The following is a 12,464-nucleotide window of genomic DNA, read 5'->3' as shown; positions in this document are numbered from 1 at the left end:
TATTAGAAGGCGAAAAAGCGCTTTACCCGAGGGGAGAGGACCGCATAGTGCTCGCTTTCCCATTTTTAGACCTCTTTCACCATGAGCAGAAAAAACTACTTCAACACACTGACTTTGGCCCAAAAGCTGGAGCAACTCGGCCGTTGCCGTTTCATGAATTCCTCCGAGTTTAACGGAGTCGAAGCACTCAAGGGCAAGAAAGTGGTCATCGTTGGCTGTGGTGCTCAAGGGCTTAACCAAGGCCTCAACATGCGCGACTCCGGTCTCGACGTGAGCTACACGCTTCGCGGTGCGGCGATCGAAGAAAAGCGCCAATCGTGGAAGAACGCGACCGAGAACGGTTTCGCCGTCGGCACTTATGAAGAGATGCTTCCTTCCGCTGATCTCGTGCTCAACCTCACTCCCGACAAGCAGCACACCGCAGTTATCAGTGCCGTTCAACCGCTCATGAAGAAGGGAGCGACCCTCGCTTACTCGCACGGTTTCAATATCGTGGAAGAAGGAATGGAAATTCGTAAGGACCTCACCGTGGTCATGGTTGCTCCAAAGAGCCCTGGCACCGAGGTTCGTGAAGAGTACAAGCGCGGCTTCGGCGTTCCGACTCTCCTCGCGGTTCACACCGAGAACGATCCAGAAGGCAAGGGTTGGGACATCGCTAAGGCTTACGCTTGCGCCACTGGCGGCGACCGTGCCGGCTGTCTCGAGTCCAGCTTTATTGCCGAAGTTAAGTCCGACCTCATGGGCGAACAGACCATTCTTTGCGGCCTTCTCCAAGCCGGTTCGCTCCTCGCTTACGACAAGATGATCGAAGAAGGCGTCGAAGCCGGTTGGGCGTCCAAGTTCGTCCAGCACTCCTTTGACACCATTTGCGAAGCGCTCAAGCACGGTGGCATCACCAACATGATGGATCGCCTCAGCAATCCAGCAAAGCTCAAGGCGTTCGAGCTTTCCGAGCAGCTTAAGGACATCATGCGCGATCTCTTCGACAAGCATCAGGAGGACATCATGTCCGGCGCTTTCTCCAGCGGAATGATGGCCGACTGGGATCAGGACGACAAGGACCTGCTCGCTTGGCGCGAAGCGACTAACACCACCGCTTTCGAGAAGTCGACTGCGGGCGACGTCGAAATTTCCGAGCAAGAGTACTTCGATAAGGGCATCCTCATGGTAGCCTTCGTTCGTGCCGGTGTTGAGCTAGCATTCGAGTCCATGACAAATGCGGGCATCAAGGCTGAGTCCGCTTACTACGAGTCTCTCCACGAAACTCCTCTCATCGCCAACACCATTGGCCGCAAGAAGCTCTACGAGATGAATAAGGTTATCTCCGATACGGCCGAGTACGGTTGCTACCTCTTCTCCAACGCTGCGATTCCTCTTCTTGGCGATTTCATGAAAGGCGTGAAGACCGACGTGATCGGGAAGGGCCTCGAGTCCGGCTGCGCAGCAGTTGATAACCAAGAGCTCGTAGCGGCCAATGCCAAGATTCGTAGCCACGGTGTTGAAAAGATCGGTGCAGTTCTTCGCGGTCACATGGGTGCTATGGCGAAAATCGCTGTTGGCGGCTAAACGCTATTTCGCGTAGTTGAAATTTAGGCACGCCCCGTTCGAAAGAGCGGGGCGTTTTGTTTTGCGCACGTTGTCTGTCGTCCGCATTCGATGGGGAGGAAAAGCTCATCGCTAGTTCTCAAAAACTTCAAATTCGGGGATTTTCGAAGCAACGCAAACGATTCTCGACAGATACGTAAGGTGTAGCGATGGTAGCCGCGTACGTTACAAAGCACGTTCCAACAACAAGATGCATCTCATTCTTTAATGTTTTCCGTTCGTAATAGCGCGATCGTGAGGTATTTATCCAATCGGTACTCTTGGTTTCGTGCGGGTGCGGTACCTTGTCGTGACAACCGTTCGACCAACTTGTACCTGTCCCTCATAGAGCGTACGTCTAAGCCTTTTCGGTTGGGGTACGTGGGACCTGATTCCAAAAGTGGGCTAGGTTATCAAGGTCGCGATCTCGTTGAAAAGCTCGGTATTCGCGATTGGTTAGCTGTCAGCAACGATGACAACGAGCGTCTCGATTGGACTGGCCCAGCTACTTTGACGAGGGTGACTTCAAATTCCGATAGAATGATCATCCGGAAATGGCTGAGTAAGGTCGATTGTCTCCTGTTTTGTGAAACGCCAGTGCGAGACGACCTGCTAGCTATTGCCCACTCGATGGGGATTCCATCTGTATGTATCGTCAATTGGGAGTGGTTGGCTCCGTATTTGCCATGGGTCAGAGATGTAGATTTATTTTTAGCTCCAAACAGCCACACCTATGATTTGCTTACCCAGTGGAAAGCCAAGTCTCTCCCGAGGATCAAAGTCGAAAGGATTCCGGGACTCGTAGACGTGGATCGTTTTTCTTTCAAGGAGCGTGCGGTGTGCCGCAGCTTTCTTTTTGTGAACGGTCGAGGCGGCTTTGCTCCCACTATCCGTGGGTTATATAGGGATAGGCTTGGTCCGCCGCGAAAAGGCTTGGAAGTGGTTCTAAAGGCAGCTCGGCTTGCTCCAGAGGTTCCGATTAAGATTCGCAGCCAAATCCCGATCGAGAATGACCTGCCAGCAAACGTTGAGCTGCTACCCAGTGAGGAAGACAACACCAAGCTTTACGATACGGGCGATGTCGCAGTCCAGCCTTCACTCCTTGAAGGTACCGGCTTGCAGATGATCGAAATGATGGCGACAGGCTTGCCCTTGATAACGACTAATGCTCCTCCCATGAACGAGTTTCCAGCTTTGGACTTGATCGATTGCCGCTCGAAGCTTGGCAAAGCGAGGAGACATATTATCGATGTTAATTTTCCATCGGCGGCCCATTTGGCTCGTTTGATGCAGGTAAGGCTGGGGACGAGCGTGGTGGCAGAGTCGAGGTTGTCTCGACAGTACGTGATGGAGCATCACTCTTGGGATGCTTTAAGTGAGCGTTTCATGGATTTGTTCAATCAAGGTAGGTAACGACTATGAGCCCTGAACGCAGAAATCGGTTTCGTGGAAGGGAAGTTCTCTATCGGTGGCTGATAGTAATAATTGTAGTTAGTGTGTCACTACGGTTCGCATGGATCGAGGCAGACTTGCCGGCTTGGGTTTCGCCGTTTAGCGCAGGTCCGTATGTGGATGAAGGATACAAGACACTTTCTGCGCGTAATCTTGTATTGTTTGGAGATACGCATTGGCATGATGGCGACGATTATTCGGGTTGGCATAGGAATAGTCCGCTCACCAGTTGGTCTTACGTCGGCGCATTTAGATTGGGATCTGCAGAGCTTTCAACGGCCAGAAGCGTCACAATCATATATTACACGCTCTTCTTGATGCTGTTCGCAGTTGCGATGCGAAAACGATATTCCCCAGGGACGCTTGCAGGGGGAGTTGCTGTGTTGAGTGGTTGTGCGGCGCTATTCTTTTTCTCTCGTTTGGCACTGATCGAGGCTCCGATGATTCTGCTTTTGTACGGCTGGGTATTTGCTTTGGCTCGCATGAAGGAGAAAGCGTACCTGATGCCACTGCTTTCAGCTTTGCTTGTTGGTGTAGCATTGGCTCAAGGGGTTAAGCTGTCAGCTCTGGTTTATCTGATTCCTGTGATTGTTGCAATGTTCTCCAGTTTGATTTTTGGAAACGGTTTCAGGACATCGGCACGGGTGAATCTGTTTGGTCTGGTCGCTGTGGTTGGTGTTGGAATCGTCCTCTATTTGGAGCGGGATGTTTGGATAAAACGCATCGACTTGGGGCCTCTTGGCTACCTCGCAAATGTTTTGGACAATCCGCTCATCGGATTTGCCCCGTTCCTTTTTCTAATCGGTTGGGTCTGTGCATCTCATTTGCTCCTAGGCGATTTCAGGGCAACCGTCAGCTCGCCCTACAGGCTTGCATTAGTTTCTATGGTTTTGGGCGGAACGCTTCTGATGGGAGTTTTCGAATACAATCCTCCGCGTTACTATGTACCGCTATTGCCCGCGTATGTGCTGATCGGTTGCGAATGGCTATCCGCTAAAGGGTGGCGCGTGCGCTGGTTTCCATCCTCGAGATTTGGTGCCGGTGCGGCTGTGTTGCTTTTAGCGGTTTCGGCATTCTCGGTGGCTCAGGTAGCGAATGTCTTTTTGCTGAAAACGTTGCCACTAGCGATCGGGCAAGAGCCGGGCCTTGGAAACAGTGTCATGTTAAAGGTATTCTTTCCTCTATCACTGTGCTTTGCAGGATGTGCTTGGTGGGGGCGTGATCGATGGGTAAATGGAAGGCGCATTGCGGGAGTCGTTTTGGTCGCGGCGGTGTTCTTGCCTGTCCATTCTGTTGTCCGAATCGGATCGTTTGTATCAGAACCGGAATTTGACGGACGCTCGACGAGATCTCTTTTGGAGAATGCGGTACCTGAAGGGAAATCAGTGATTGGGGATTGGGCTCCATTCTTCGCTTTAGGTACTCAAGTACGAGCCATGTATATGAGCGATCTTTTCAATACTGCCGATCGGTTGCCAGTTCTTCGCCCTGACTATTTTCTTTTCAGTGACCGGGAAGTCTCGCGCCAGTCGCTCGAAGTGATCCGTGGTCTTGAGGGAGTCGACCTCGGCGAACCCATTTTCGAGTCGACCTACAACAATACTCAAGTTGTGCTCTATCCGTTGCTCTACTCCAACTGAACTTCAGCAAGTGAAAGTTTTTCGATGATGATGTATCCTGATTTTAATGACAGACCTAAACTTTCATCATCCCAAACGATCGATGTATCAATCGTGATCCCCATGCGAAACGAGGAAGAGAACGTTAAGGCGGTCTGCTCTGAGCTGGTCGCCTTTATGAACGACCGAAGGGAACGCTACGAAGTGATCATCGTCAACGACGGTAGTGAGGATGCCACGGGTTCGTTGTTGGAGCGTTATTCAGCTGAGGACGAACGTTTTACGGTGATTGAGTTCGCTCGGTCTTTTGGGCAAGCGGCAGCGATGGATGCGGGGTTTCAAACGGCCCGCGGGCGAGTGATTGTTCCGATGGATGGTGATATGCAGAACGACCCTGCAGATATACCCGGGTTGGTCGCTCAGTTGGATGAAGGCGAAGGCAGCGATATCGTGAGCGGGTGGCGGAAAGATCGCAAAGATCGTTGGCTCAGCCGAAGGCTACCATCGGTCATAGCGAATCGCCTCATACGAAAGTTGACCTGGTGCGATCAGTTGAACGACTTTGGCTGCTCGTTGAAAGCCTACCGCCGGGAGGCGTTGGAAGGAATACGATTGTATGGGGAAATGCATCGATTCCTTCCTGCACTATGCAAGTGGAGGGGGGCTCGATTAAGCGAGCGTGTGGTAAACCATCGTCCTCGCGTGGCTGGCGAGAGCAAGTATGGTATCATTCGAACCTTCAAGGTGTTGTTAGATTTGATGACGGTGAAATTCCTCGGAGACTACTTGCAGAAGCCGATGTATTTTTTTGCGAAGCTGAGTTTTATCGCGATCGCGATCGCTTGCGGTTCTACTATCTTTGCTACCGTACAGAAATTCGGATACGCAACGGAACACGGCATGCCTGTTATGCTTAACGACAGCATCTTCATACTCTTTGCGATGATGATGTTTCTAAGTGCGGTGATTCTGGTTTTAGTCGGCATTCTTGCAGAGCTCATGACAAGGATTTATTTCGAGAGCCAAGGCAGGTCGCCGTATCGCGTTCGACGAGTTTTGAAAGGTTCCGTACGGGGGAAAGAACGCGAATGATCGTAAATCTCAAGGAAGGCTGCGATGCCTTGAGCTCTGATTATGATGTCTGTGTAGTTGGAGCGGGAGCCGCCGGCATAGTTCTCGCCCTGGAGTTGTCCCGCAAGAGCAAGGTACGCGTTGCTCTGCTGGATTCAGGTGGTTTGGAGTATGATCCAAGTGCTCAGGATTCGCTCCGAGGAGAAACGGAGGGTGACAGGCATCCTATGCTCCACCGAGCTCGATATGCTGGACTGGGCGGGGCAACGCAGCTGTGGGCTGGCTGGTGTCGTCCCTTAGATGAGCAAGACTTCGAGCGCCGCGAATGGATCGACAACAGTGGTTGGCCAATCGAACGTTCCGAGCTGGATTCGTACTGGGAGCCCGCTACTCGGTGGTGTGGGTTGGGCGATAAAGGTTTCGACCAGAAGGATTGGCGACGGCTTTTCCAGGGAGAGTCTTTAGCCGGTGAAATTGTTGAAGACTGCCTTTTCCGAGTACGTAGATTCAAGTTTAAAGACGCCTACAAGGAAGATCTGGAAAGAAGCAAGGAAGTCACGACCTTCTTGCATGCTACTGTTTTGCGGTTTGATGCAGGAGAAGGAAGCCGAGTCAACACCGCCGAAATTGCGGTCGGAGATGGGAAACGTGCGTCGCTGACGGCGAAACTTTTCGTTTTGGCAAGTGGTGGGTTGGAGAATCCACGACTTCTTTTGCTTTCGGGGGAAACGCCGGAACGGTCATTGGGAAATGAATACGGAAACGTCGGCCGCTATTTTACCGAACACGGTTTCGCTGATCCGGGTTGGCTCCGGGCCTCACAGAAGCGTCGTTTGCGCCGTTATTTCTCAGTCGAGCACCCTGATGCCACTTCGCATGGGTATGCGAGGCATACCTTATCGTTGACGGCCGCAGAACAACAAAAGCAACAACTCGCCAATGCAACTTTGTTCTTTTATCCTGGATACGAAGCGAGCACCGCTTTCGAAAACCCGTCGACCAAAGCGGCGCTGGAATTGTGGGAAATCTTCAAGGGACAGGCGGTGCCTGGAGAGAGAGCTCGCTTGATGAGCGAAGTGGCGCGTCGACCTCACCAACCACTCATTGCGGCTTGGCGAAAGCTTCTCGTGACGGGTGATTCCCGACAAGACTGGCGATTGAGGTTTTACTACGAAACGGTTCCGCAACGAGAAAATCGCGTTGAACTGGGTCGCGGAACGGATCGATTCGGCAGGCCACTTGGCAAATTAATTTGGAGATTGTCCGGCGGCGACCTTGGTTCCGCCCATCGCACGTTGGGCTTGATTTCGGACAATTTCCAGTCGCGGGGTTTGGGTGTGCTCGAGCTTCCGAAAGAGGCGGAGGAACTGCGTGGTAGGACCGAGTCAGGCAAGCATCCGATGGGAACGACCCGTATGCATGCCAGTCCTCGAATGGGAGTGGTGGACGAACAATGCCGCGTTCACGGTCTCGATAATTTATACGTTGCCGGAAGTTCAGTATTTCCCGCGGTTGGATATGCAAACCCGACGCTTACGATAGTCGCGCTAGCTATTCGGCTTGCCGACCGGCTAAGTTGCCTGATTGAGAAAAAAGAACCTTTCCAGTAGCCTTCAAAATACACCGAAATGAAAGAAAAAGTGCCCACCCTTGTCTTGGGATTAGATGCTGTAGAAATCGAAGTCATCGACCGCTTAATTGCGTCAGGCAAAATGCCACGGCTCGAGGCTCTCAAGAAGGGCGGTAAGTCGGGACGTCTGGTAAATCAACCGCCCTATTTCTTGAGTTTGGTTTGGAGCAGTTTCTTTACCTCCTCGCATTTGGGTGATCATGGATGGTACTTCAACAAGCTCTGGCGCAGCGAGAAGCAGCGTATCGAATATGCGGATTCCAAGTGGCTTTCGCAGCGGCCATTCTGGGAGGACCTAGATGACGAGCTACGCGTGGCAATTCTAGATTTGCCTTATGTCTCAGGAGCACCGAAGAAGCCCAACCAAACGATTATCGGAGGCTGGCAGTGCCATGACGATTTTGGCAGGTTAGAAAAGCCTGCGGGAGAGTGGGGACGTCTGGAGCGAATTTTGGGCAAGGCTCGGATGGAGCCAGAGGTATTTGGTCCTCAATCTGTGGATACGCTGCTCGCATTGAGGAAGGAGTCCCTCGAATCCTTGGAGCAGTTTACTGATCTAGCGATCGAGTACGTGAAGGCCGGGCAACACGATTTGATCATGGCTGTTTTTGGATCTTTGCACCGTGCTACTCACTATCTTTGGGACCTCACTCAGGTGGATACTGCGGGAGCGAAGGAGAGTGAACTTAAGCTCATCGAGGGAGCTCGCGATGAATTGTTCGTGGCGATGGATGCTGCATTGGGTAGAATCTTGGATTCGATGCCGGAGCCCGCTCGAGTCATCGCATTTGCTCTACACGGGATGGGGCCAAATCTAGGATGGTACGAATATCTGCCGCGGATGGTCGAGTGTGTCCACAATGGTGGACAGACTACTCAGCCAGCGAAGAAGGGCTTGGTTTTTCGGCTGAAAAAGGCTTTGCCTTGGACTTGGGTTAGGCAAGTTACACGGCGAATCCCTCACGCTTGGAATCAAGCTTTGGTTCCAGTTTGGTCGAGGCGTATGTACGACTGGAGCAAGACGCGCTATTTCAGCTTGCCGATGGATTACAATGGTTATGTTCGATTGAATGTGAAGGGACGCGAATTGGAAGGTGCGTTGGATCCTGCGGAAATCGATGCCGAAGTGGCGCGCTTGGAGGAAGGGCTGAAGAGCTTCCGCGATATTGAAACGGGCCGGAAAATAGTGAAGGGCGTAGTTCGCGTAGAATCCTTAGTTGGCGAAAATGCGCCGAAACGAAATGTGCTGCCGGATGTGATTGTCCTGTGGGAGGCGGACTTTCCGACGGCTGAATCCTGTGGCGTACGTAGCGATCTATTTGGAGAGATTCGTTGGCCCAAGGGGCAAAAGTTAGTGTCGGGCCGCTCCGGTAACCACACGCCCAGAGGTTGGTTCGTGGCGTCCGGGCCTGGAATCGGCAATGGTACAGTAGAGGACGCTATCGATCCGATTGACCTCGCCCCAACACTCCTCGACTGGCTTGGGGCTCCTCGGAACGAAAAACTTAAAGGGAATTCGGTTGCTGATCAGCTTCGCTGAGAAGCCGCATGTATATCTCCTCGATCCGTTCAGCAGCAGCGTCCCAGCTGTATTCGGATTTCGCTTTGAGGGATGCAGCGAGGCCGAGGCTCTTGGCTAGCTTCGGATCGTTGGCAAGGGTCAACATGGCCTCGGCCATGGCCTTGGGATCATCGTTTGGTATTGTCAGACCGGTGACGCCATTCTCGATGGGACCTGACGAGCCTTTGCAGGCCACGATGGCTTTTCCTGCAGCCATATAGTTGAGCAGTTTCTGGGGCAATCCATCGCAGACGGTTCGGGGCGTTACCGCGATGGACGCTCTGGCCAGCTGGTCAATTTGTTTGTCGAAAGGAATATCGAGTACCTCGGTCGCGTATCCGATTTTCAATTCCTTTACCCGTTTTTTTGCAGATTCGAACGATGCAGAGCCCGCAATGGATAGGCGAAGGCTAGGGACTGTTTGGAGGGCAATCGCGAATCCATCTAGCAATAAGTCTAGTCTCTGGTAGGGAGCGTCATTTCCTGTGAAAACGATTCGCTTTGGGTCAGGCTCGATCGGGGCTTCAGAAGTGAAAAGATGGTAGTTTACGCCATTGGCTATCGTGTCGATGTTTGCGGGATTCACCGCTCCATTGCGTATCAAGGTTTTGGTGATCGTTTCGGATACTGAGACAATATGGCTGGCCGCGGAAGGAATGCTCCGGTCCAGTTTTGACCCGATGGCGCGAAGGAGAGGCTTAAGCAATCCGGGAAAGTAGTCGGGGAGTTCTCCAGCCAAGGTTGTGTGGGCGTCGTAAACTAGCGGCGCATCTTGTACAGCGGACTTCGCGACCATCATTCCCTCATAATGAACGGCGTGCACCACATCGAAGCGAATCTCCTGATGGAGTATTCTCGTAAGCCGGGTAAGGGCTGGGTTGAGTTTGAATAGCTTGCGTAAGCTAGGACCAGGGCTCGTTTTCTGGTAGCTTGAGACATTTTCGATTCGGTGAATCGGAAAGGGGGACTCGCTGTCCTCTCCAAGGTGATAGGTGATCGCGTGCACTTCGTGCCCTCGCTTGACCAATGCTTCAGCGAGGCGAAAAGTCCGCAATGGGGTGCCGCGAGGCCAAGGGAAGGGGCAGGCTGCTATTACTGCAATTTTCACTTGATATCGGAGGAAGGTGGTTGCGGTTGGTCAAGTTTTCCGATCTTCGGTATGGATCGATAGGCGTCGACGCAGAGGATAATTGCGATAGCGGACTGAGTAATCAGGTTCACGACTGCGGTTCCGTAAGTTCCGTAGTTGGGGATGACCCAAAGGTTGGCGAGAATCTTCACCAGTATTGCTGAGAGCACTACGATGCAGGCAAAGCTCTCCCGGTTTTGGGAAGCCGAAATGAAGAGCCCCACGGTGGCGATATAGAGAAATGGTGTCGCTGCGAAGAGGAGTTGTAAGATCGGCGCGGAATTGGCGAAGGACTCGGAGTAGATGAAGCTCATAATTTGTCCTGCCAAAGCTAAGGTGATCAACCATGCGCACACTCCGATGCTGGCCGAAGCCAAAAACATTCGATTCAGCAAGTTCCGAAACTGGATCCAGGAACCGTCGGATACGAGCTTAGCCGATATTGGGAACATAATGAGAGTGACGGGACGTATCGCGAATTGGGAGGCCTCGTAAAGGCGGGAGGCGACTTCATAATTTGCTACCTCGTCGTAAGAAGAAAGAAACCCAAGGGATATGGTATCGAGAGCGTAGTGAACATAAGATAGTCCTGATAAGGCAAAAAGTCCGAATGCTTGAAACGCGTTGGCGCGGATCGTTTCCCATGAGAATGTCGGATGTATGGGGCCGTGGATACGCTTGAATAAGTACACCCCAGAAAAGAGCATGGTAGCGCCACCCGCCAAGTAAGCCACGAGGATCCACATGTTTCCTAGGTCCAGCTGGCTGGCCAATATGACTCCGACAAGGGTGACGATGATTCCGGAGGAAAAGGAAGCGATGCTTCGTTTGATGCGCCTCAAGCCGGTGAAGGCGGATGAATAAGTCCGCTGCAAGTCCTTGAGGGCCGTGTAAACAGATATGCCTGCGACGACGGGAAGGAGGTCCGGTTTGACTAGGGCGACAACGACGTTGATGCAGACTACGAAAGCTACGAGGAGTGGAATCCGGGTGGATACCGTTGTTGTGAGAAGGGCTTTTATTCTCGAAGGCTTTACCGCGACTTTTCGAACGAGATCCGCGCTAAGCCCCAAATCAGTAAGAAGGACTACCGCGGCGCATAGGGACAGGCTCATGGTTAGACGTCCGTAATCATCCTTGTCGAGGTGCCTCGCCAGGAGTGCGACGGTCAAGAAGCCAACCAGCTTATAACCGATTTGGGATCCTAAGCTGGTTATGAGATCTCGCTTCGTCTTACTCGCCATTTCGAGAATGATTTTTCGGCCCGGTCAGGCTCCAGTTGATATGGCAGACGACGTTGATCATCCCTTGTCCCAGGGCTTGGATCTTTGACGATTTGAGCTCGCGGTTGAAGGGGAACGAGCCTCCCTCGAGTATTTGGGAATCCGGGACAAGGCGAATTCGACGAACCTCTGCTCGTTGCGCAAAGATGCGTTTTCGTCGGGCGAACAATTCCTTGGCGGCCCATAACCAATGTGGAGTCCATCCATTCGCGATGGCACCGCCGAGTTGAACCGCTTCGAAGAAGACAAGAGCGGGTAGGAATCTAGCGAGCGTTCGCTTTTGGTATAGGGTCATCAATACGTACCAGCGATTAAGTATGCTTTGTTGAATACGTATAGGTTTTACTTCCCCAGTTTGGCGCACTGAGAGCCCGATGGAACCCTCGCGGTGGCGACAGGTAGCGTGGGGAACGCAAATAATACGTTGGCCGGCGATATTGCAGCGGAGCCCGGCTTCGTGGTCCTCGAAATAGATAAACAAGTCCTCGTTGAAAAGAGTTAGATTTCCCAGCCTCTCCCGATCTACGAGGAGGGCGGAAGAGATGAGAGAAGAACACGTAAACACTACATTGCCGCAAGCTTCTCGAGGTTGTTTCGCCCATAATGGAATCACGGTGCCCAGGAAATGGGAGGCTGCCCCTGCGAACTGCGTGATGTCGTTTTGGTCGTGATAAACGATGTTGGTCAGAGCGACGCTGGCAGAAGGGTGTTGCTGTAGGCCTTCGAAGAGGGAGTCGATGCACTCCGGCTCGGGAGAGACATCGTTATCTAGGAGAAGTACGTGACGGCTTTTCGCCTTGGCGAGAGCGAGGTTTCTGGCATGGCCAGGACCGTCGTTCGCAGGTTTTGCCCAGATTTGAACTTCCGGAAATTCGCTTTCAACAAAGGCCCGGCTGTCGTCAGTCGACGCGTTGTCCACGATCGCGATTTCGGTACCGGAGGGGGCGGCTAGCTGGACGGCACGGATCGTTTCTGCCAAATAGGGTCTCCCGTTGTAGTTTACGACCGCGACAGTGAGGTTTGGCAATTTGATGGCGTCTGGCACAGCGAGGAATTTGAGTAGGCAAGGTAGCGTCCGCATGCTCAGGGGCAATAGGCAAAAGCTTTGATTGCTATGAGATGGGGGACTATCAGA

General features: G+C 52.5%; 9 protein-coding genes. 6 read left to right on the top strand and 3 right to left on the bottom strand.

Features of this window, described 5'->3' with window-relative positions; translation table 11 throughout:
• The first annotated feature begins 81 nt into the window (after window positions 1-81).
• The 6 genes from ilvC to QEH53_RS14705 all read left to right on the top strand — a co-directional run bounded on the left by ilvC (window position 82) and on the right by QEH53_RS14705 (window position 8,896).
• Entirely contained in the window at window positions 82-1,566 is a 1,485-nt protein-coding gene (gene ilvC, locus QEH53_RS14730; RefSeq protein WP_309023979.1) for a ketol-acid reductoisomerase, read from the top strand.
• 558 nt (window positions 1,567-2,124) lie between these two features.
• A complete protein-coding gene (locus tag QEH53_RS14725) occupies window positions 2,125-2,997 on the top strand; it encodes a glycosyltransferase family 4 protein (protein ID WP_309023978.1) in 873 nt (290 codons plus the stop codon).
• A 155-nt stretch (window positions 2,998-3,152) separates the two neighbouring features.
• Window positions 3,153-4,676: a hypothetical protein gene (locus QEH53_RS14720; protein ID WP_309023977.1), complete on the top strand. Its 1,524-nt coding sequence runs from the start codon at window positions 3,153-3,155 to the stop codon at window positions 4,674-4,676.
• Between the two features lie 24 nt (window positions 4,677-4,700).
• Complete coding sequence (locus QEH53_RS14715) at window positions 4,701-5,747, top strand: glycosyltransferase family 2 protein (RefSeq protein ID WP_309023976.1); 1,047 nt, start codon at window positions 4,701-4,703, stop codon at window positions 5,745-5,747.
• Window positions 5,744-7,336: a GMC family oxidoreductase gene (locus QEH53_RS14710; RefSeq protein WP_309023975.1), complete on the top strand. Its 1,593-nt coding sequence runs from the start codon at window positions 5,744-5,746 to the stop codon at window positions 7,334-7,336. Before QEH53_RS14715 ends, QEH53_RS14710 begins: the two co-directional genes overlap by 4 nt.
• Window positions 7,337-7,354: 18 nt before the next feature.
• Entirely contained in the window at window positions 7,355-8,896 is a 1,542-nt protein-coding gene (locus tag QEH53_RS14705; protein ID WP_309023974.1) for an alkaline phosphatase family protein, read from the top strand.
• Here the strand turns inward: QEH53_RS14705 and QEH53_RS14700 are convergent.
• From QEH53_RS14700 to QEH53_RS14690, 3 genes are read right to left on the bottom strand one after another with little or no spacing between them, the layout of a single operon-like run.
• Window positions 8,862-10,025 (bottom strand): glycosyltransferase family 4 protein, encoded by a 1,164-nt coding sequence (locus tag QEH53_RS14700; protein ID WP_309023973.1) that lies wholly within the window; start codon window positions 10,023-10,025, stop codon window positions 8,862-8,864. The two genes, QEH53_RS14705 and QEH53_RS14700, sit on opposite strands and share 35 nt — an antisense overlap.
• On the bottom strand, window positions 10,022-11,290 hold the full coding sequence (locus QEH53_RS14695; RefSeq protein ID WP_309023972.1) for an oligosaccharide flippase family protein: 1,269 nt from the start codon (window positions 11,288-11,290) through the stop codon (window positions 10,022-10,024). Before QEH53_RS14695 ends, QEH53_RS14700 begins: the two co-directional genes overlap by 4 nt.
• Window positions 11,280-12,374 (bottom strand): glycosyltransferase, encoded by a 1,095-nt coding sequence (locus tag QEH53_RS14690; RefSeq protein WP_309023971.1) that lies wholly within the window; start codon window positions 12,372-12,374, stop codon window positions 11,280-11,282. The genes QEH53_RS14695 and QEH53_RS14690 overlap by 11 nt, the downstream gene beginning before the upstream one ends.
• Between the last annotated feature and the right edge of the window lie 90 nt (window positions 12,375-12,464).

The sequence above is a fragment of the Pelagicoccus sp. SDUM812002 genome, from assembly GCF_031127835.1.
GTDB lineage: Bacteria > Verrucomicrobiota > Verrucomicrobiia > Opitutales > Opitutaceae > Pelagicoccus.
This window is presented reverse-complemented; position numbering and strand designations above follow the sequence as displayed.

Excerpts from the sequence above, each read along its gene's own strand:
- ilvC (WP_309023979.1), top strand. The coding sequence starts at position 82 with ATGAGCAGAAAAAACTACTTCAACACACTGACTTTGGCCCAAAAGCTG.
- QEH53_RS14725 (WP_309023978.1), top strand. The coding sequence starts at position 2,125 with ATGATCATCCGGAAATGGCTGAGTAAGGTCGATTGTCTCCTGTTTTGT.
- QEH53_RS14715 (WP_309023976.1), top strand. The coding sequence starts at position 4,701 with ATGATGATGTATCCTGATTTTAATGACAGACCTAAACTTTCATCATCC.
- QEH53_RS14710 (WP_309023975.1), top strand. The coding sequence starts at position 5,744 with ATGATCGTAAATCTCAAGGAAGGCTGCGATGCCTTGAGCTCTGATTAT.
- QEH53_RS14705 (WP_309023974.1), top strand. The coding sequence starts at position 7,355 with ATGAAAGAAAAAGTGCCCACCCTTGTCTTGGGATTAGATGCTGTAGAA.
- QEH53_RS14695 (WP_309023972.1), bottom strand. The coding sequence starts at position 11,290 with ATGGCGAGTAAGACGAAGCGAGATCTCATAACCAGCTTAGGATCCCAA.